General features: G+C 46.0%; 17 protein-coding genes. 14 read left to right on the top strand and 3 right to left on the bottom strand.

Annotated elements, in window-relative coordinates; all coding sequences use genetic code 11:
- Positions 1 to 443 precede the first annotated feature (443 nt).
- From kdsA to BBC0178_RS04635, 12 genes are all read left to right on the top strand, one after another.
- Positions 444 to 1,277 (top strand): 3-deoxy-8-phosphooctulonate synthase, encoded by an 834-nt coding sequence (kdsA, locus tag BBC0178_RS04580; RefSeq protein ID WP_078039374.1) that lies wholly within the window; start codon positions 444 to 446, stop codon positions 1,275 to 1,277.
- A 92-nt stretch (positions 1,278 to 1,369) separates the two neighbouring features.
- A complete protein-coding gene (eno, locus tag BBC0178_RS04585) occupies positions 1,370 to 2,644 on the top strand; it encodes a phosphopyruvate hydratase (RefSeq protein ID WP_078039375.1) in 1,275 nt (424 codons plus the stop codon).
- Between the two features lie 221 nt (positions 2,645 to 2,865).
- The gene (locus BBC0178_RS04590; RefSeq protein ID WP_078039376.1) at positions 2,866 to 3,276 is read left to right on the top strand and encodes a TM2 domain-containing protein; all 411 of its coding nucleotides are present in this window, start codon (positions 2,866 to 2,868) and stop codon (positions 3,274 to 3,276) included.
- A 288-nt stretch (positions 3,277 to 3,564) separates the two neighbouring features.
- Entirely contained in the window at positions 3,565 to 3,894 is a 330-nt protein-coding gene (locus BBC0178_RS04595; RefSeq protein ID WP_078040366.1) for an FtsB family cell division protein, read from the top strand.
- A gap of 128 nt (positions 3,895 to 4,022) precedes the next feature.
- Entirely contained in the window at positions 4,023 to 5,063 is a 1,041-nt protein-coding gene (gene pdhA, locus BBC0178_RS04600) for a pyruvate dehydrogenase (acetyl-transferring) E1 component subunit alpha (RefSeq protein ID WP_078039377.1), read from the top strand.
- Positions 5,064 to 5,080: 17 nt separating this feature from the next.
- Positions 5,081 to 6,469 carry a pyruvate dehydrogenase complex E1 component subunit beta gene (locus BBC0178_RS04605; protein WP_078039378.1) on the top strand — a complete coding sequence of 463 codons (1,389 nt, stop codon included), beginning with the start codon at positions 5,081 to 5,083 and terminating at the stop codon, positions 6,467 to 6,469.
- Between the two features lie 13 nt (positions 6,470 to 6,482).
- On the top strand, positions 6,483 to 7,868 hold the full coding sequence (locus BBC0178_RS04610) for a pyruvate dehydrogenase complex dihydrolipoamide acetyltransferase (RefSeq protein WP_078039379.1): 1,386 nt from the start codon (positions 6,483 to 6,485) through the stop codon (positions 7,866 to 7,868).
- Between the two features lie 2 nt (positions 7,869 to 7,870).
- Positions 7,871 to 8,512 carry an SGNH/GDSL hydrolase family protein gene (locus BBC0178_RS04615; RefSeq protein WP_078039380.1) on the top strand — a complete coding sequence of 214 codons (642 nt, stop codon included), beginning with the start codon at positions 7,871 to 7,873 and terminating at the stop codon, positions 8,510 to 8,512.
- 26 nt (positions 8,513 to 8,538) lie between these two features.
- Positions 8,539 to 9,999, top strand: coding sequence for a dihydrolipoyl dehydrogenase (lpdA, locus tag BBC0178_RS04620; protein WP_078040367.1), 1,461 nt, complete (start codon positions 8,539 to 8,541; stop codon positions 9,997 to 9,999).
- A gap of 73 nt (positions 10,000 to 10,072) precedes the next feature.
- Positions 10,073 to 11,041 carry a lipoyl synthase gene (gene lipA / locus BBC0178_RS04625; RefSeq protein ID WP_075869990.1) on the top strand — a complete coding sequence of 323 codons (969 nt, stop codon included), beginning with the start codon at positions 10,073 to 10,075 and terminating at the stop codon, positions 11,039 to 11,041.
- A gap of 3 nt (positions 11,042 to 11,044) precedes the next feature.
- The gene (locus BBC0178_RS04630) at positions 11,045 to 11,506 is read left to right on the top strand and encodes a type II toxin-antitoxin system RatA family toxin (protein ID WP_077971118.1); all 462 of its coding nucleotides are present in this window, start codon (positions 11,045 to 11,047) and stop codon (positions 11,504 to 11,506) included.
- 190 nt (positions 11,507 to 11,696) lie between these two features.
- On the top strand, positions 11,697 to 13,049 hold the full coding sequence (locus tag BBC0178_RS04635; protein WP_078039381.1) for a ferredoxin reductase family protein: 1,353 nt from the start codon (positions 11,697 to 11,699) through the stop codon (positions 13,047 to 13,049).
- Positions 13,050 to 13,472: 423 nt separating this feature from the next.
- On the opposite strand, the gene BBC0178_RS04640 is transcribed toward BBC0178_RS04635, so the two are convergent.
- From BBC0178_RS04640 to rirA, 3 genes are read right to left on the bottom strand one after another with little or no spacing between them, the layout of a single operon-like run.
- Entirely contained in the window at positions 13,473 to 13,967 is a 495-nt protein-coding gene (locus tag BBC0178_RS04640) for a CinA family protein (RefSeq protein WP_078039382.1), read from the bottom strand.
- Positions 13,964 to 15,220, bottom strand: coding sequence for a bifunctional 2-C-methyl-D-erythritol 4-phosphate cytidylyltransferase/2-C-methyl-D-erythritol 2,4-cyclodiphosphate synthase (locus BBC0178_RS04645; protein ID WP_225868362.1), 1,257 nt, complete (start codon positions 15,218 to 15,220; stop codon positions 13,964 to 13,966). The genes BBC0178_RS04640 and BBC0178_RS04645 overlap by 4 nt, the downstream gene beginning before the upstream one ends.
- A 50-nt stretch (positions 15,221 to 15,270) precedes the next feature.
- A complete protein-coding gene (gene rirA / locus BBC0178_RS04650; RefSeq protein WP_077971124.1) occupies positions 15,271 to 15,738 on the bottom strand; it encodes an iron-responsive transcriptional regulator RirA in 468 nt (155 codons plus the stop codon).
- A 706-nt stretch (positions 15,739 to 16,444) separates the two neighbouring features.
- On the opposite strand from rirA, the gene BBC0178_RS04655 reads away from it, so the two are divergent.
- Both BBC0178_RS04655 and ntrX read left to right on the top strand, forming a co-directional pair.
- Entirely contained in the window at positions 16,445 to 18,697 is a 2,253-nt protein-coding gene (locus tag BBC0178_RS04655; RefSeq protein ID WP_078039383.1) for a sensor histidine kinase NtrY-like, read from the top strand.
- 14 nt (positions 18,698 to 18,711) lie between these two features.
- Positions 18,712 to 20,076 (top strand): nitrogen assimilation response regulator NtrX, encoded by a 1,365-nt coding sequence (gene ntrX / locus BBC0178_RS04660; protein WP_077971127.1) that lies wholly within the window; start codon positions 18,712 to 18,714, stop codon positions 20,074 to 20,076.
- Positions 20,077 to 20,078: the final 2 nt, after the last annotated feature.

A 20,078-nucleotide genomic window follows, 5' to 3' on the forward strand; every position in this document is an offset into this window, starting at 1 on the left:
TTTGAATTTTGCAAAGTTCCAATAAGGGGCTTTGCAAATTTTTTGGCAGCAAATAATTTTGCGACTTGTTTGAATAATTTTGCGAGTTGTTTGATCAGTTAAATTTATTCAGGAATATAATGATTGCAGGGATATAGTGATTGTTTTTCCACTATAACGCTTTCATCAGGTCCGTGATTTTGGATTAATTACCGGCTTTTGGATTTTTTCTTTTCGGCTCAAAAAACCGGAACCGGATATCTTGATATTGAGCATTTCATTCTCGGTCACGGTTTTAAAAACTTTCCGGATTGATGCTTTCTTTTGTACAAAATTACCGAAAGCAGTTGATTGTTGCTTTTGAGCGGCATTTGAAAACAATCATATTGAATAGACTGTGTTTTTTAAGGTAAGGTCTGACAATCAGCAAAAATCATATCAAAGTGATTAGATTAGAGGACTAGATGACGAAACCGAATAGCACTGTCTCTGTAGGAAATGTTGTATTTTCCAATAGTGCGCCGCTTTCAATTATTGCGGGTCCATGTCAAATGGAAAGCCGTGAACATGCGTTTGACATGGCGGGTAAGATTAAAGAGATTGCAGAAAAACTGGGTATTGGTGTTGTTTATAAGTCGAGTTTTGACAAGGCCAACCGGACGTCTTTGCACAGCAAGCGTGGCATCGGCCTTGAAAAGGCTATGGATGTTTTCGATGATTTGAAACGGGAATTCGGTATTCCTGTACTGACGGATATTCATACAGAAGAACAATGTGCACTTGTTGCACCTCATGTCGATGTTTTGCAAATTCCTGCATTTTTGTGTCGTCAAACCGATCTTCTGGTGGCAGCAGCAAAAACCGGCCGCGTTATCAATGTAAAAAAAGGTCAATTTCTCGCCCCTTGGGATATGAAAAATGTTCTGGCCAAAATTACCGAGAGCGGAAATCCCAATGTTATGGCTTGTGAGCGGGGTGTCTCGTTCGGTTATAATACCTTGATTTCGGATATGCGGGCATTGCCGATTATGGCACAATTCGGCTCGCCGGTCATTTTTGATGCCACCCATTCTGTTCAGCAGCCGGGTGGGCAGGGCACATCCTCGGGCGGACAACGCGAATTTGTTGAAACGCTTGCCCGCGCGGCTGTGGCAGTCGGTGTTGCCGGTGTTTTTCTGGAAACACATCAGGATCCGGATCATGCTCCCTCTGATGGGCCGAATATGGTCAAGCTCGAAAATTTGCCGAAACTGTTGGAAACATTGATGGCGTTTGACCGGTTGGCAAAAAAGCTTTAATCGATTTTATGAGATGTTAGGTATTCCCTCGCAAAGAGAGTTTGTCTAATCATGAAAGAACTAACGAACCCTGATCGGGAAGGAAACGCGAGATGACTGCAATTGTAGATATTGTTGGCCGTGAAATTCTGGATAGTCGTGGCAATCCGACTGTCGAAGTTGATGTAGTTTTGGAAGATGGTGCATTTGGACGGGCAGCGGTGCCTTCGGGGGCTTCGACAGGTGCTCATGAAGCTGTCGAACTGCGCGATGGCGGTACACGTTATCAGGGTAAAGGCGTTGAAAAAGCGGTGAATGCAGTCAACGGCGAAATTCTTCAGGAAATTGGTGGTCTTGATGCGGAAGATCAAATAGCGATTGATGAGGCGATGATTGCGCTGGATGGTACAGCAAACAAGTCGCGCCTTGGTGCTAATGCAATTTTGGGAGTTTCACTGGCAACTGCAAAAGCTGCCGCAAACTCTGCCGGTCTTCCTCTTTATCGCTATGTTGGCGGCACACAAGCCCATTTGATGCCGACACCGATGATGAATATTATAAATGGCGGTGTTCACGCTGACAATCCGATTGATTTTCAGGAATTCATGATTTTGCCGGTCGGTGCGCCTACAATCAAGGAAGCTGTTCGTTACGGAGCCGAGATTTTTCATACATTGAAAAAACGTTTGAAAGACGCCGGTCTTAACACCAATGTCGGTGACGAGGGCGGTTTTGCCCCCAATCTCAAGAGTGCCGAAGCCGCGCTCGAATTCATTGTCGAATCCATCAAGGCAGCCGGTTACAAGCCGGGCGAACAGGTCGCGCTCGGCCTTGATTGTGCATCATCGGAATTTTATAAAAACGGTTCCTATGTTTACACTGGCGAAGGCAAAACGCGCAGTGCCGAACAACAGGCAGATTATCTCGAAAAACTCATTAGCGATTTCCCGATTATCACAATCGAGGATGGTATGGCAGAAGACGATTGGGATGGTTGGAAAATTCTGACCGACCGGATCGGTAAAAAATGCCAACTCGTTGGAGATGATCTTTTCGTTACCAATTCTGCACGTTTACGCGACGGTATCAAAATGGGCGTCGCCAATTCGCTGCTGGTCAAAGTCAACCAGATTGGTACTTTGAGTGAAACACTTGATGCTGTCGAAACAGCTCATAAAGCCGGTTATACAGCAATTATGTCGCACCGCTCCGGTGAAACCGAAGATTCGACCATTGCCGATTTGGCTGTTGCCACCAATTGTGGGCAGATCAAGACCGGGTCTCTTGCCCGTTCAGACCGGCTTGCCAAATATAACCAGTTGATGCGAATCGAGGAAGAACTGGGCGGTCAGGCTCGCTATGCCGGTATTTCCGCTTTTCGGATCTGATTGAAGATTAGCAATATCAAAACTCTTTTTTGAAGAGCGGACTTTAGAGTCCGCTCTTTGTTGATTTTTGCATTAATTTTTATAACGGACTAGCTTTTTGAAACACGCAACATATTTAAACCAGTGGTCTGACCCCACAAAATAGCAATGTTTATCAAAAAGCAAAGTTGAATGCTCACTCAACCGAGGCACTTTGCTTTTTAAAAAGATCAGGAGTTTTTATGCGCGGTTCGATTATAAGTTACACAAGGAACAAAGGTCTTATCTCGGGAGCCGATAACAACCGTTACGAATTTACGCGGCTTGACTGGAGCGGACAAGGTGAACCGGCGGCCGGAATCAAGGTTGATTTTGTGGCAGAAGGGGCGATCGCCAAAAATATCTTTCCCTTAAGCATTGATAGCAAGCATTCGAAAGTCGTTATGGCAATCGTATGCTGGTTCTTCGGAATTTTCGGAGTTCATCGTTTTATGGTCGGAAAAATCGGTACTGGCGTATTGATGCTTCTGCTCACGGTTACAGTTATCGGTTCGATCATTTCGTTTATTTGGTCAATTATCGATTTTATTCTGATCCTTATGGGGAAATTCAAAGATAAAGACGGAAATCCGATCACAAGCGAATATCTTTGACTTGGAAATAATCACTAGAAAGTTCAATACCGGTAAACAGAGGTGAATATTTTTGGGATTATCTGTCAGGCAATGAACTTCGTGAAGTTTGTCTTTTGATGTGTCTGTACGAGACAAGTGGTCGAGATAGCATTGATTGAAATGTCTATAACGTTTATTTTTTAAAATGCCAAAAATCCAACCGGCAAAAGCTTTTCGTCATTTTGTTTTTAGGAATTTAGCCTTCCGGTAATCTATCTTTAATCAAAATCGTGCATGACTGATAGAAGCTCGACAGGAAAGAATATGATGTGGACAAAACAGAAACGCAGATCAATCAAGGGGCGCTTTATATTGCCGCTTATGACGATTGGTGTGCTGAGTTATTTTGGCTACCACATTTATCACGGTGAATATGGTTTATATTCTCGCGTTAAAGTAGAACGGCATATAGAAAGTCTCAATAGCGAGCTCAAATCCCTTGAAGAGCAGCGCAAGGGAATTGAAAAAAAGGTTTCGCTTTTAAAAGACGGGCATATCGAGCGCGATATGCTTGACGAATATGCCCGTAAAATTCTAAATCTTTCCAAGCCGAATGAATTTGTTGTTCTGACGGGTCAAGGTGATCTGTCAAAATAAAAAAATTCTGTTTATTTCTAAAAAACAATCAAATCAATATTTTACACCAAGTTTTACAAACATTTATAGTGCTTGTATGTTCGGCGGGGAAAGCGTATTTTTTAAAACACCAATTAAGGGAGTTTAATATGGCAGCACGGGCTAAAAAAACTTCTGCGAAAAAAACGCAGACCGTATTAACCAATACCGCCAGATCACCTGAGCCGGCGGAATTCACCAAAGAAGAAGAACTTCAGTTTTATCATGATATGCTTTTGATCCGACGGTTTGAAGAAAAAGCCGGTCAGCTTTATGGCATGGGCGTTATTGGCGGCTTTTGTCACCTTTATATCGGACAAGAAGCGGTAGTCACCGGAACTGTCAAAGCAATAAAACAAGGCGATCAGGTGATCACTTCCTATCGTGATCATGGACATATGTTGGCAACAGGTATGAACCCTCGCGGTGTTATGGCTGAACTCGCCGGTCGCAAAGATGGCTTTTCCAAAGGGAAGGGCGGTTCGATGCATATGTTTTCCAAGGAAAAGAACTTTTTTGGCGGGCATGGTATCGTCGGTGCGCAGGTTCCGATCGGAACAGGATTGGCTTTTTCCAATAAATACCTTGGACGCGATAATGTAACGCTTGTCTATTTCGGTGATGGCGCGGCCAATCAGGGGCAGGTCTATGAAAGCTTCAATATGGCTTCGCTTTGGAAACTTCCTGTCGTTTACGTTATTGAAAACAACCAATATGCCATGGGAACGGCAGTTTCTCGTGCTTCTGCCGAGACTGATTTTTCGCGTCGCGGTTTGTCTTTTGAAATTCCCGGTTATGTTGTCGATGGTATGGATGTTTGTGCTGTAAAATCGGCAGCCGATGAGGCTGTTGCATGGGCACGTTCAGGCAAAGGCCCGATTATTCTCGACATGCAGACCTATCGTTATCGCGGTCACTCGATGTCGGATCCGGCTAAATACCGCACCAAAGAAGAGGTGGAAAAGGTCAAGACCGAACATGATCCGATCAATCAGGTGAAGAACCGTTGTATTCAAAAGGGTTGGGCAACAGAAGACGAATTGAAAGACATTGACAAAAAAGTTCGTGCTATCGTTGCCGATGCGGCAGATTTTGCTGAAAATGATCCCGAGCCGGATGTATCCGAGCTCTATACCGATGTTCTTCTTTAATAGCGAGGAAAGCGACTATGTCTATTGATATCTTGATGCCGGCGCTTTCGCCCACAATGGAAGAAGGCAAAATTTCAAAATGGCTTAAAAAGGAAGGCGATAAGGTCGAGGCCGGTGATGTGATTGCCGAAATCGAAACCGATAAAGCCACTATGGAAGTCGATGCAGCTGATGAAGGAACAATCGGCAAGATTCTTGTTCCGGAAGGAACAGCAGGTGTAAAGGTCAACACACCTATTGCAGTTTTGCTTGAAGATGGTGAAACGGCGGCAGATATTAAAAATGCCGTCAATCCGGCAAAAGAAGCAGCACCACAGACACCACAATCTGCTGCATCCACACCTGCCGCTCCGGCTCCGGCTGCACCGAAGCCTGCAGAGCGGGTTGTTCAATCCGACCCTGATATTCCGGCAGGAACAGAAATGGTCAAAATGACCGTTCGTGAAGCTTTGAACGAAGCCTTGGCTGAAGAAATGCGTCGTGACGACAAGGTTTTTCTGATTGGTGAAGAAGTTGCACAATATCAAGGCGCTTATAAGGTCAGTCAGGGACTGCTTGATGAATTCGGCGCACGCCGTGTTATTGATACGCCAATTACCGAACAGGGATTTGCCGGCCTTGGTGTTGGTGCAGCGTTCGGTGGCTTGCGTCCGGTTGTTGAATTCATGACATTCAACTTTGCCATGCAAGCAATCGACCAGATTGTGAATTCTGCGGCCAAGACCCATTATATGTCCGGCGGGCAAATGCATGCCCCTATGGTTTTCCGTGGTCCGAATGGTGCAGCCGCTCGTGTTGGTGCCCAGCATTCGCAATGCTATGCATCATGGTACAGTCATGTGCCGGGCTTGAAGGTTATCATGCCCTATACGGCCGCAGATGCCAAAGGGCTTTTGAAAGCTGCAATCCGCGATGACAATCCTGTCATTTTCCTTGAAAATGAATTGCTTTACGGCCATCAGTTCGACGTGCCGAAGCTTGATGATTTTGTTTTACCAATCGGCAAAGCCCGCATCCATAAAGCCGGTAATGATGTAACAATCGTCGGCATGGGCATGGGGATGAATTACGCGGTTGAAGCACTGCCGGAATTCGAGAAACTCGGAATTGATGTCGAGTTGATAGATCTGAGAACTGTTCGTCCGATGGACTTGCCGACAATTATTGAATCGGTCAAGAAAACCGGTCGTTTGGTCACGATCGAAGAAGGTTTCCCACAATCATCTGTCGGAACAGAAATTGCAACACGTGTAATGCAGCAGGCGTTTGATTATCTTGATGCGCCGATTGCTACAATTGCAGGCAAGGATGTTCCTATGCCTTATGCAGCCAACCTTGAAAAACTTGCTTTGCCGAGCGTTGCCGAGGTTGTTGATGCGGTAAAATCTGTCACCTACAAAGCCTGAAGGAGAACGCACTATGGCTATAAAAATCACGATGCCGGCGCTTTCCCCGACAATGGAAGAAGGCACTTTGTCAAAGTGGGATATCAAAGAGGGCGACAAAGTCTCACCCGGTGATACGGTTGCCGAGATTGAAACAGATAAGGCAACGATGGAAGTTGATGCCGCAGATGAAGGCACACTTGTAAAAATCGTCGTTCCGGCAGGGACACAAGGTGTAAAAGTGAATGCCTTGATCGGTATTCTCGCAGAAGATGACGAAAGTGCCGAGGATGCCATCAAAGCGATTGAAGACGAAGAGAAAAAACAGCCTTCATCTTCTCCGGCACCGGCTCAGCCGACGACACCAGCTGCACCCGCAAAAGCGGCTACGGCTCCCGTTCAGCCTGCTCAGGCATCTCCGGCTTTAAATCAGCCTGCCACTGTTACTTCCCAAGCACCGGGTACAGAAAAGGGCAACCGTATATTTGCCTCGCCATTGGCACGGCGGCTTGCCAAACAAAACGGGCTTCAATTGTCGCTTATTTCAGGCACAGGTCCGCATGGTCGTATCATCAAGCGCGATATTGACAGTGCTCTTGCCAACGGCACCGGCAAGGCTGCAAGTAATGTGGAGCAGTCTGTACAGTCTTCTGTCTCGCTCGAAAGCTCGTCTTCAGACGAATTGACAATGAAGCTTTTCAATACCGATGAATACGAAATCGTACCTCACGACGGTATGCGAAAGACCATTGCCAAACGTCTCGTTGAATCCAAACATACAGTTCCGCATTTTTATGTAACAATTGATTGCGAGATTGATGCATTGCTGAAATTGCGTGCAGAATTGAACGCAGCAGCCCCTATGGTTAAAACAAGTGCAGGCGAAAAACCGGCCTACAAACTTTCAGTCAATGATATGGTGATCAAAGCGACTGCATTGGCACTTAAAGCCGTTCCGGATGCCAATGTTTCCTGGCTCGATAGCGGTATGATGCGCCACAAATTTGTGGACGTGGGGGTCGCTGTTTCCATTCCGAACGGCTTGATTACGCCGATCATCAAACATGCTGAGGAAAAATCGCTTTCGACAATTTCCAATGCAATGAAAGATTTGGCAAAACGGGCGCGGGAACGCAAGTTGAAACCTGAGGAATATCAGGGCGGAACGACTGCTGTTTCCAATATGGGCATGTATGGTGTCAAGGATTTCTGCGCCATTATCAACCCGCCACATGCGACGATCTTTGCGATCGGTGCAGGTGAGCAACGCGCTGTCGTTAAAAATGGTGCCTTGGCTATCGCAACGGTTATGTCGGTGACATTGTCAACCGACCATCGCGCAGTAGACGGAGCATTGGCAGCCGAGCTTGCACAAGCTTTCAAAAAGTTCATTGAAAACCCGATGAGCATGCTGGTGTAATAATGAAAAAAACTGTTCTGGCTTATGGGGATTCCCTGACATGGGGCTTAAATCCGATAAACCAAACACGTTATACCAACGAAATTCGTTGGCCGCGTGTGCTGGAACAGCAATTCAACGGCGCGATTGAAGTTGTCGAGGAAGCATTGTGCGGCCGCACGACCTGTTTTGATGATAAAACTTCAATCGACGACCGGAATGGTGCAGCAATCCTCCCGACAGTCCTGGGTTCATGTCATCCGCTTGATCTGGTGATCATGATGCTGGGCACCAATGACTTGAAGAAATTTGTTGCGGGTTCCGCAATGGCAGCATGTCTGGGCATGAAACGGCTTGTCAATATTGTCCGATCCTATCCTTATATGTCGCAGACCGAACCGCCGGAAATTATTATTGTTTCTCCGCCTCATCTGGCGGAGACCACTCATCCTTTAAGTGGCGAGCGTTTTAGTGGTGCTATTGGAGAATCCAAAAAGCTGTCGATTTTTTATTCGGATCTTGCTGACGAGATGGAATGTGCCTTCTTCGATGCTGCATCTGTCGCAGTCGCATCACCTGTGGATGGTGTTCATCTTGACGAAAACAACACAAAAGCAATTGGCAAAGGGCTTCAACCGTTGGTACATGTCGTTCTCGGCCTTTAGTTCTATCTTTCCCCATGGAGGAAAAATTGGCAAATTCATATGATGTTATTGTTATCGGTTCTGGCCCCGGCGGATATGTTACCGCAATCCGTTCTGCCCAATTGGGCTTCAAGACCGCTATTGTCGAACGCGAACACCTTGGCGGTATTTGCCTGAATTGGGGATGTATTCCGACAAAAGCGCTGCTTAGAACAGCAGAAATCAAACATTTTAGCGAACATGCCAAAGATTATGGCTTGAAACTCAACGGTTCGATTGAGGCCAACATCAAGGATGTTGTGCAACGCTCCCGCACTGTTTCTGCCCGTCTTAATGGCGGTGTCGGCTATTTGATGAAAAAAAACAAGATCGACATTATCTGGGGTGAGGCAAAGCTCACTAAGGCAGCTGCCGGCGCTGGTCTTGGTGAAATTGTCGTTGGCAAAATCACCAAAAAAATTATGCAGCCACAAAACCCGATTCCGAAGGGTACTTTGGGCGAGGGGACATATCAGGCCAAGCATATTATTGTCGCAACCGGCGCGCGTCCGCGTACATTGCCGGGTATCGAACCGGACGGGAAACTGGTTTGGACCTATTTTGAAGCAATGGTTCCTGAAACTATGCCGAAATCCATCGTCGTTATGGGCTCGGGCGCCATCGGAATTGAGTTCGCTTCCTTTTATCGTGACATGGGCGCGGAAGTTACAGTTGTGGAAATGATGCCGCAGATTATGCCGGTTGAAGATGCGGAGATTTCTGCATTTGCCCGCAAGCAATTGGAGAAAAAGGGAATCCGAATCCTTACCGAAGCGAAAGTTTCGAAAATCGAAAAAACGTCCAATTCTGTGACAGCTCACATTGATATAAATGGCAAAACCGAGACCGTTACTGCAGAGCGTCTGATCTCTGCGGTAGGCGTACAAGGAAATATAGAAAATATCGGGCTTGAAGCGTTAGGTGTAAAAACCGAACGCGGTTGTGTGGTAATTGACGAATGGGGACGCACCAATGTGCCCGGTATTTATGCCATTGGCGATGTTGCGGGTGCTCCTATGCTGGCCCACAAGGCCGAAGAAGAGGGCGTCATTTGTGTCGAGCATATTGCCGGTCTTGAAACAGCCGAACCTTTGGACAAGAGGAAGATTCCAGGTTGCACCTATTGCACACCGCAAGTTGCTTCCGTCGGATTGACCGAAGCCAAAGCCAAGGCCGCAGGCTATGACATAAGGGTCGGGCATTTTTCGTTTTCTGCAAACGGCAAGGCAATTGCTATGGGAGAGGATCAGGGTATCGTCAAAACCATATTTGACCGAAAAACCGGCCAGTTGCTTGGTGCACATATGGTTGGAGCGGAAGTAACCGAACTGATTGAAGGTTTTGTGGTTGCGATGAATCTTGAAACCACAGAAGAAGAGCTGATGCATACAGTCTTTCCTCATCCAACGCTTTCGGAAATGATGAAGGAAAGTGTCCTTGATGCTTATGGGCAGGTTTTGAACGCCTGACGAACATCAAGAAGTGAATTGCATTCTTATTGCTTATACTCCATATGAGGGGAGAAAGAGCGTGAGGTACTAAATGGTTACCGTTGTTGACACTTTATCGCAGAAACGGGTCCGGCATCCGGAAAAAGCCAATCGACCGGATTCAGAGGTTTTAAAAAAGCCTGATTGGATCAGGGTGAAAGCGCCGTCATTGCGTGGGCAATATGCGGAAACCCGTCATATTGTGCGTGATAACAATCTGGTGACAGTTTGCGAAGAAGCCGGATGCCCGAATGTAGGCGAATGCTGGACGCAAAGGCACGCAAGTTTTATGATTTTAGGGGCAATATGCACCCGTGCATGTGCCTTTTGTAATGTTGCAACCGGTATACCTCTTCCTGTCGATAAGGATGAACCGGAACGCGTTGCCGATGCAGTCAAACAAATGGCGCTTAAACATGTGGTAATCACTTCTGTTGATCGTGATGATCTTCCCGATGGTGGTGCCCAGCATTATGCCGATGTCATTCATGCAATCAGAAGAAAGTCACCTGGTACCACCATTGAAATCCTCACACCTGATTTTCGTCATAAGGAAGGTGCTCTCGAAACTGTGGTTGCGGCCAAGCCGGATGTATTTAACCATAATCTTGAAACTGTGCCGTCAAAATACCTGACGGTGCGTCCGGGTGCGCGTTATTTCCATTCGATCAGACTGTTGCAGCGGGTCAAGGAGCTTGATCCATCCATCTTTACAAAGTCCGGTATTATGGTCGGACTTGGTGAAGAACGGAATGAAGTTCTTCAATTGATGGATGATTTGCGTTCGGCCGATGTTGATTTCATGACCATTGGCCAATATTTGCAGCCAACGCGTAAACATCATCCTGTTATCCGCTTTGTTACGCCGGAAGAGTTCAAATCCTACGCCATTATCGGCAAAACCAAGGGTTTCCTTCATATGTCTTCAAGTCCGCTAACCCGTTCGTCACACCATGCGGGCGAAGATTTTGAAGCACTGAGAAAAGCTCGCGCAGAAAAGCTGGCTCATCAACGCGGATAAAGAATGCCAAAATTTAATACCCAGCGGAAAGTTCAGCATACCGATCTTGAGATGTTCAATCTTGTTTCGGATGTTGAACGATATCCCGAATTTTTGCCAATGTGTGAATCCCTCAACGTTCGCTCGAGCGAAGAGAGGGGAAATAAAACCCTGCTTACTGCCGATATGACAGTTGGCTATAAAATGATCAGGGAAACTTTCACAACGCAGGTTCTTTTGGATAAAGAAGAGCGGCGTATTGATGTTCGTTATATTGACGGGCCATTCCGCTACCTTGAAAACCGCTGGATATTCAAGCCCCTTGAAGATGGCAAATCATGCGAAGTTGAATTCTATATTGATTACGAGTTTAAAAGCCGGATGCTTGGCATGCTTATGGGCGCTATGTTCGATATAGCATTCAAGCGTTTTACCGAAGCTTTCGAGATGCGGGCAGACAAGATTTACGGGGCGGCAGAGGCCTGAAGACGGTTTAATCACGAAGTTTGCCATCTGATTTAAAAAACATTTTGAAAGCAGTTTTCAAAATGTGGTTTTAAACTGGATAAAAATTATAAAGTTTAATGAAATCAATATATTAAATAAGTTTAAGTTTTATTTTTATCAATTCCATTCTATTTTCTGACGAAAAACAGAAGACAGGTTATGGCTCTTGATGAGAAACTTGAAGATTACGTATTTTGTGTTCATTTTCATTTGTGTCGCGGTCTGGTTGGCAACCGGCGAATTTTACGGCATCAAAGATGGTTATTTTGCTTTCAGGCGGGAAGCAATCCAGCTCACAGGTCTTCTCGCTTTTGTGGCAATGAGTATGGACGTGGTAATTGCCTGTCGTCTTAGAGTGATAGATGATGCATTGGGTGGGCTTGATAAAGCCTATCGGCTTCATAAATGGCTTGGCATTACCGCACTTGTTACCGCTGTTATCCATTTTCTCCTTGCCAAAGGAACAAAATGGGCCGTCGGCTGGGGATGGCTCGTAAAGCCTGTTCGTCAACATATTGATATAGCCAATTTGCCTCAAAAAGTCGGGCTTGAATATGTGTTCTCGATTTCCAGAAAGAATGCCGAGTTTTTTGGGGAATGGGCTTTTTATATAGCGGTTGTTTTGTGTCTTATTGCGTTGATAAAGCTTATTCCTTACCGGTTTTTTGCTCATGTCCATACAATTTTTGCAGCGGTATATCTTGTTTTAGTGTTTCATGCGGTTGTGTTGACAAAATTTGCCTATTGGGGCGAGCCATTCGGTTTGCTGGTAGGTGTTTCATCAATTTTTGGGGTCATTGCTGCAATTACAGTTTTGCTCAAACGGTTCGGCTTCGGCCGTCATATCGCGGCGACGGTCACGGACTATGCGATTGATAAAGCCAATGATGCAGTACGCTTGACTTTAAAAGTTTCCAATAATTGGGCCGGTCACAAAAGCGGACAATTCGCATTCGTCACACTGGATAAAGGAGAAGGCGCACATCCTTTCACAATAGCGTCCCATTGGAATCCGCAAAAACCCTTTTTGACGTTTTTTGTTAAAGGTTTGGGAGACTATACCGATAAACTCGTAAAACAGAATCTAACCGGCAGGAAAGCGCGCGTTGACGGGCCTTACGGAAAGTTTTGTTTTAGCGACGACAAATCACACGAACAAATATGGATTGGCGCAGGCATAGGAATTACGCCATTTCTTGCAAGACTTGACGAGTTGGCTTCATCAAAGAAAAACAATAAAGCACAAATAGACTTTGTTTATGTTGCCCAAACGATTAGTGAAAGCGAGAAACAAAAGCTTGTCGAATTGGCGCAATCGGCTGGTGTCAGATTGAAAATTTGGCTAACGCCTGAAGAGGGAAGGTTCAATGGATCCTTGTTAAGGCACCTATTTGTGAACTGGAAACAATCGTCAATATGGTTTTGCGGGCCTATAAAATTCGGTGAGACGCTGGAAGATGACATGGTTAAAAGTGGCTTTGCCCGTCGGCATTTTCATCGGGAATTATTTCAACTGCGATAGGTTCACATAGCTCCAAAAGGTTGTACGATTTTATCGTCGGAACGGGGGCAAACTTGCTCATGAACGCCTTTAAATCGGATAGTTAAAGGCCGCTCCTCATTCCGATTTTTCGGCTCTATCAAGATTACCTGTATTAAATCGCAGAAACTTTAACTCCTGCACGAGGGGGAGCGCGCCTAATAGCATATGTTGCGGGTGAAAAATTGGCGACAAATATAGATTTCGCCAAGCTTGATTAAGAATCGTTAGTTGATTTCCTCCGGTCCGGTTTCAATTCCCCGAGGAGCTTTGACCGTAACCGGTGTCCTGAAGTCAATCTCCATCGCAAACTGCGATTAAAGCTAAGGAAGGTAGTGATTTCCGTACCAGACTGAAATCGCACTGGCCGCTTAGTGGTGGTAACGCGCAGCAATCATCAAAAGGCTAAGCTTTGTCGATCGCTTCTAGAACCAGATCCAATGCCCGTTTGACAGTTGCATGACGAACGTTTTCGCGACCAAGATCGCCGAAACGGGCTTCAAAATGAAGCGTCGGTTTATTTGCCAATGCGACAGCCATATGAACAAGTCCAACCGGCTTTTCGGCACTGCCGCCACCCGGACCCGCAACCCCTGTAACCGAAACAGCAATATCGGCACCTGAATGTTTGACACCGCCTTCGGCCATTGCAATAGCGACTTCTTTCGACACAGCACCAAATGTTTTGATCATATCGGAAGGAACACCGACAAGCCTATTTTTTGCCTCGTTGGAATAGGTAATGAAACCACATTCCACAACGTCGGACGAGCCTGCAATATCGGTTAGGCTACCGATGATCAAGCCGCCCGTGCAGGATTCCACAGTTGCCAGTTTTAAATGGTGTAAACGGCAGGCTTCAAGAACTTTTTTTGCCTTGGCTTCAGCAATAAGAGTCATTCTGGAACACTCCCCGGATAGATAACTGTCGCAGTTGCAATTGCAGCAATTCCTTCTTTGCGCCCGACAAATCCCAATTTTTCGTTGGTCGTGGCTTTGACCGAAATACGGTCGGCGGATATGCCGAGCATATCCATGAGTTTTTCGGTCATTTCCTTGCGGTGGGGGCCAACCTTCGGCCCTTCTGCAATCAGCGTAATATCCACATTGGCAATGCGCCCCTTGGATTCTTTTATAATGGATACAGCATGACGCACAAAAATATCGGACGAGACACCCTTCCATTTTGGGTCGGAAGGGGGAAAATGTGTACCGATATCTCCAGCGCCCCGTGTAGCAAGCAATGCATCCGTCAAAGCGTGAAGAGCAACGTCGGCATCGGAATGGCCGCTCAATTTCTTTTCATAAGCGATTTTTACGCCGCAAAGCGTCACTCCGTCGCCCGGTTCGAATGGATGGACATCATATCCATTACCGGTGCGAACATCCGGAAATTGGAAAGAAGCGGGTGTCTGCTTTTCCTGATTTGTCATGGTTTCCTTTTTCATACGCAATTCGGCAATAGCAAGATCTGCAGGCCAGGTAATTTTCATATTTTCACTGCTGCCAGCCACAAGTTTTATACCGAACCCCGCCCATTCCGCCAAGGCACAATCGTCGGTAAAACCGGTTAATCCGAGGTTCGCGGCTTTTTCATGCAACTCTAAAATTTTAGAAAAAGGAAATGCCTGCGGCGTTTGCGCCCCGAAGAGATGATCGCGCGGCACTGTCTCGACAACTATGCCGTTATCATCGGCACGTTTTAGTGTATCGGAAACGGCTACAGCAGGTAAGATTCCGAAATCTTGAGACAGCGCATTATCAATCCGTTCCAGAAGTAAACCGGAAACAAAAGGCCGTGCACCATCATGAATAAATACATATTGAGGTTTGTTGGCTACACTCAGACTATTCAATGCGCGGAGACCGCAAAGGGTCGATATCTGTCGTGTGTTTCCACCGTGAACAATCGTGACATGGTCTGCCAAGTCACCAATTGCTTTTTGACAAAGCATTTCGTCATCGCGATGGATGACCAATATGATGGTTGAAAACAGCCCGCTATCAAGAAAATGCTTGAGCGTGTGAAAAATGACTGCATGACCGCCAAGCGGTCGATATTGTTTGGGGCCATTTTCAGGCGAACCAATGCGTTCACCCCTGCCAGCGGCTAATATGATGGCTGCGTTGGATATGATGCGCCCCTTCAAAATTGATTATAACAACAAAACAATAGATTATAACGTGAATTCCGACTGGGATATTAGTTCAAAACTTTCGCGTTTTCATCATGCTCGTCATGTTCATGGATACCGAGACGTTCCCTGAAAGTTGGCCTTTGCAAATCGGCAATGGAAGTTGCCTTCAACACGTCGAAAAAAGCTTTTAAAGCCTTACTCAATGTTGCATTGAGGCCGCACGAATTCACCAATGGGCATTCAATGGCACCACTTTCAAAGCACTCCGCCATTGCAAAATTTTCTTCTGTAACTTTCACAACGTCGGAAACAAAAATCTCGTCAGCCGGCTTGGCAAGCTTAACGCCGCCATTACGTCCACGCACGGTTTGCATTAATCCGGCTTCGACCAGTGGATGAAGAATTTTGAACAAAAACAGTTCGGAAACCGAATAGGCTTTGGCAATTTCCGGTACGCGGCTCAACTCTCCTTCGTTAGCAGCGCAATACATCAACATCCGGATGGCATAATTCGTCTGTTTTGTGAGCCGCATTTCCATTCCTTTCTGTTAGAGACATCTCTCTATAATTTAGAACGATTCTTAAAAATGTGAAGATGTTTTCTTTACTTTTTTTAGAAGGTTTTAGCAAATCATTGTCAATAAGCGTCTTTGGCTTTGGTAATTGGAAGCAATCAACCGGCATGAAGTGGACGAGAATAATAACATTAAAACTATCCTAGCAGCATAATTTGTCCTGATTTTGACAAACCAAGCCGGATATCCAGACATTGTAACATGACAAGAAAGAGAAGCTAAAGACTAGACAATGCCTGTGACGCTCGAATAGCGCATAGGTGAAATAGGGAAAAACGTCCGACAGAATCTATTCCGGTTTAGTGATTGGAAAAGAATATGCTCCAACCCATTTTAACATCAATGACAACAGAATTTTGAAGATGCAACAAATTCGATTTTTGCAAAATTCGTTATCCGCTTTTCAAAAGGAACAAGTGCTGACTATTTTATAGAGCGAATTTATATTATTGGTGACAATGAGTGGACATCTGCCGAAGTCGTTTTAGAATGATAAACGAGTTTTATAGAAAAATTTCGGTAAGCATGTGAATGAATATCATGAATTCACTCGATATGAATTCCATTATCATTTTGTAAAAGGGGACTTTTCCTTCATAATTAGGGAAGGTTCAATTCTTTCTGTTGCATTTTCGCCACAAAGTGTTGCATCATTGTCGAAACAATGGGTTGGATCGGGAAGAATCGCGAATTGGTAAAACCGGAAGATAAAAGCTTATATGGCGTCAAACGACGGAATATGCATGCATTCTTCGGAATCATGGTTATTGCATTGGCTTTGCTAACGGCAGTTGTTTCTTTTGCTATTCTGTTGGGCTTTACGCCAATTATTCCAAGCACTTTCGTGACGCTTGTCCTTATTGCCGTCAATAGCGTATGGGTGCTCGGGCTTATAGCTATCGCTTGCTATGAGTTAATGCCGATTATTCAAGCGTGGAGAGCAAGAAGGGCTGCTTCAAGACTTCACGTCAGAATAATTTCGCTTTTTGCACTTGTTGCAACATTGCCTGCCGTTGTGGTTGCAATTGTTGCCGGTGTAACACTCAATCAGGGGCTCGATCGTTGGTTTGATACAACAACTAGACAGATTGTGGCTTCCTCGATCGATCTCGCCAATGGTTACGCAGATGAGACATTGCAAAACCTGAAAAATTCTTCATATGCCATGGCTCTCGCGCTCGATAACCGCAGGCTTCTGGCATTAAATCCCACTGAATACAGGTTACAGCTTACGCGCCATGCGGCAGGGCGGGATTTGCGCGGAGCTTTTTTGCTAAGTCCGAACGGCACGGTTTTTTTGCAAAGTAATCTCGGTGGTGAGGACAAATTGCCAATACCGCCAGCAAATCTCATTGTTCAAGCGACAAATGGTAGTCCGTTCACTTTTCAACCCGGTGAGCATGATTATTTCGGTATCATATTAAAACTGAACGATATACCAAATACATTTCTTTATCTTGTACGGGATGTTGACGAACGCGTTTTATCGGCTTTGCGTCTGACTGAAGCCAATACAGCACGTTATCGTGATCTTAATGAAAATCGAGTTCCGACACAAATAGCTTTTGCTGTCCTTTATCTTTGTCTGTTTCTCAGTCTGTTGATTTCGGCAATCTGGACAGGCATTGCCGTGGCAGACCGTTTGGTGCGGCCCATCCGCCTGTTGATTGGCGCTGCCGATGATGTTGCTTCCGGCAATATGGATGTTGTGGTTCCCGTTCGTGCCAAGGATGGTGACATCGGTCAACTGTCCCGGACATTCAATTATATGGTGAGCGAGCTTAAAAGTCAGCGCAATGAGTTGATTTCAGCGCGTGACCAGATAGACGAGAGGCGCCGCTTTTCGGAAGCAGTCCTTGCCGGTGTTAATGCAGGGGTTGCGGGAATTGACGAAAACGGGGATGTTACGACTATCAATCGTTCTGCGCAGACAATGTTCAATCTTGATCCGAACGAAGTTGTCGGGAAAAGTCTTATGTCGCTCAATGCGGATATTGGACAAGTATTCGAGGTTGCGCGTTCATCGGGACGCAAAAATCATCGCGAACAGGTTACACTTTCACAAGACGGACGTAATCGGGTTTATAATGTGCAGGTTACGATGGAGGAAAACGATGGTAACGGGCAATCATGGGTTTTAACAATTGATGACATAACCGATCTTGTGGAGGCTCAAAGGTCGAGTGCATGGGCCGATGTTGCCCGTCGTATCGCCCATGAAATAAAAAATCCACTGACACCGATACAATTATCGGCCGAACGCATACGCCGGCGTTATGGTAAGGTGATTACGGATGATCGGGATGTTTTTGACCAATGTGTCGACACAATCATACGGCAAGTTGGCGATATCGGAAGAATGGTCGACGAGTTCTCGTCTTTTGCCCGAATGCCTAAGCCGGAAATGCACCTGCTTGATATGCGGGAGCCGTTAAGAGAGGCCTTTTTCCTTGTTGAAGTGTCACGTCATGATATCAAATTCGAGCGGGATTTGGGAGAAGAGCCACTCATGGGCGAATTTGACAGCCGGCTCATCGGGCAGGCATTCGGAAATGTGATAAAAAATGCAAGTGAAGCAATTGATGCAATTGCGGTCGATAAAGCGATCGAGGGACATATCCTCGTGCGTTCTTATCGCGAAGGGGATAAACTCGTTGCCGATATAATAGATAATGGCAAAGGCCTCCCCAAGGAACAAAGACAAAAATTATTGGAACCCTATATAACGACACGAGAGAAGGGGACCGGATTGGGACTGGCAATCGTGCGTAAAATTGTAGAGGAACATGGAGGCTATATGGAATTACATGATGCACCGGTAAATTTTTATAATGGTCGTGGTGCAATGATCCGTATGGTCTTTCCGGCAGCAGGTAATGGCAAATCTGATGTTGTTAAAGTAGATGTTGAGAAATAGGACGGTTAAGTAAGATGGCTTCAGATATTTTGATTGTCGATGATGAAGCGGATATACGCGAACTGGTCGGCGGAATACTAGAGGATGAAGGGCACGAAACGCGTCTCGCTGCCAATTCGGACGAAGCACTTCAGCAAATTGAAAACCGTGTTCCGCGTTTGATTTTTCTCGACATCTGGTTGCAGGGAAGTCGTCTGGATGGTTTGGCACTGCTTGATAAAATCAAAACGCGTTATCCTGATTTACCCGTTGTGATGATTTCCGGCCACGGAAATATCGAAACGGCTGTTTCGGCGATTAAACGCGGTGCTTATGATTTTATCGAAAAACCGTTCAAAGCGGATCGTTTGATTTTGGTTGCCGAGCGGGCGCTTGAAACATCCAAGTTGAAACGCGAAGTCAATGAATTGCGCAAACAATCAAGTGTTACGCCGGAATTGCTCGGCAAGTCGCTTGTGATGAACCATTTGCGCCAGACGATCGAAAAAGTGGCGCCCACCAATAGCCGTATCATGATTACCGGCCCATCAGGTTCAGGCAAAGAAACGACAGCGCGGGCAATCCATGCCCTTTCAAACCGTGCAAACGGCCCGTTTGTGACAATCAACGCGGCAACCATTACGCCTGAAAGAATGGAAATCGAACTTTTCGGGACCGAAATGGATGGAGGAGAGCGTAAAGTTGGTGCTCTTGAAGAGGCACATGGCGGCATTCTCTATATTGACGAGATTGCGGACATGCCGCGCGAAACACAAAGCAAGATTTTGCGCGTTTTGACCGATCAGACATTCGAACGGGTAGGGGGGAGCAAACGTGTTAAAGTGGATGTGCGTGTTATCTCGTCAACAGCACAGAATCTGGAAGGGTTGATTGCCGAAGGCCGTTTTCGCGAAGATCTGTTCCACCGTCTGGCAGTCGTGCCGATTGCTGTTCCACCACTTGCAAGCCATCGGGAGGATATTCCCGAACTTGTGCATTATTTTGTGCACCAGATTTCCGAGCAGGCTGGGATAAAACCGCGTGAAATCGGTGATGATACGATGGCAATTCTACAAGCTCATAGTTGGCCCGGAAACATCAGACAGTTACGCAATAATATCGAGCGTTTGTTGATTCTGGCGCGCGGCGAAGGAGGAGACGGTCCGATTACGGCCGAACTTCTGCCCGCAGAAGTCGGCGATACATTGCCACGTGCACCTACAGATTCAGATTTGCATATTATGGCACTGCCGTTACGGGAAGCACGCGAACTGTTCGAAAAGGAATATCTGGTTGCACAAATCAACCGGTTTGGTGGTAATATTTCGCGGACTGCCGAATTCGTCGGCATGGAGCGGTCTGCACTGCACCGTAAACTGAAATCGCTTGGAGTTTCTTAAAA

The sequence above is a fragment of the Ditibartonella apihabitans genome (assembly GCF_002007485.1).
Lineage (GTDB): Bacteria > Pseudomonadota > Alphaproteobacteria > Rhizobiales > Rhizobiaceae > Bartonella > Bartonella apihabitans.

Excerpts from the sequence above, each read along its gene's own strand:
- BBC0178_RS04610 (WP_078039379.1), top strand. The coding sequence starts at position 6,483 with ATGGCTATAAAAATCACGATGCCGGCGCTTTCCCCGACAATGGAAGAA.
- BBC0178_RS04640 (WP_078039382.1), bottom strand. The coding sequence starts at position 13,967 with ATGACTCTTATTGCTGAAGCCAAGGCAAAAAAAGTTCTTGAAGCCTGC.
- lipA (WP_075869990.1), top strand. The coding sequence starts at position 10,073 with ATGGTTACCGTTGTTGACACTTTATCGCAGAAACGGGTCCGGCATCCG.
- ntrX (WP_077971127.1), top strand. The coding sequence starts at position 18,712 with ATGGCTTCAGATATTTTGATTGTCGATGATGAAGCGGATATACGCGAA.
- BBC0178_RS04605 (WP_078039378.1), top strand. The coding sequence starts at position 5,081 with ATGTCTATTGATATCTTGATGCCGGCGCTTTCGCCCACAATGGAAGAA.
- BBC0178_RS04590 (WP_078039376.1), top strand. The coding sequence starts at position 2,866 with ATGCGCGGTTCGATTATAAGTTACACAAGGAACAAAGGTCTTATCTCG.
- BBC0178_RS04635 (WP_078039381.1), top strand. The coding sequence starts at position 11,697 with ATGAGAAACTTGAAGATTACGTATTTTGTGTTCATTTTCATTTGTGTC.
- kdsA (WP_078039374.1), top strand. The coding sequence starts at position 444 with ATGACGAAACCGAATAGCACTGTCTCTGTAGGAAATGTTGTATTTTCC.
- BBC0178_RS04655 (WP_078039383.1), top strand. The coding sequence starts at position 16,445 with ATGGGTTGGATCGGGAAGAATCGCGAATTGGTAAAACCGGAAGATAAA.
- BBC0178_RS04630 (WP_077971118.1), top strand. The coding sequence starts at position 11,045 with ATGCCAAAATTTAATACCCAGCGGAAAGTTCAGCATACCGATCTTGAG.
- BBC0178_RS04615 (WP_078039380.1), top strand. The coding sequence starts at position 7,871 with ATGAAAAAAACTGTTCTGGCTTATGGGGATTCCCTGACATGGGGCTTA.
- eno (WP_078039375.1), top strand. The coding sequence starts at position 1,370 with ATGACTGCAATTGTAGATATTGTTGGCCGTGAAATTCTGGATAGTCGT.
- rirA (WP_077971124.1), bottom strand. The coding sequence starts at position 15,738 with ATGCGGCTCACAAAACAGACGAATTATGCCATCCGGATGTTGATGTAT.
- BBC0178_RS04595 (WP_078040366.1), top strand. The coding sequence starts at position 3,565 with ATGTGGACAAAACAGAAACGCAGATCAATCAAGGGGCGCTTTATATTG.
- pdhA (WP_078039377.1), top strand. The coding sequence starts at position 4,023 with ATGGCAGCACGGGCTAAAAAAACTTCTGCGAAAAAAACGCAGACCGTA.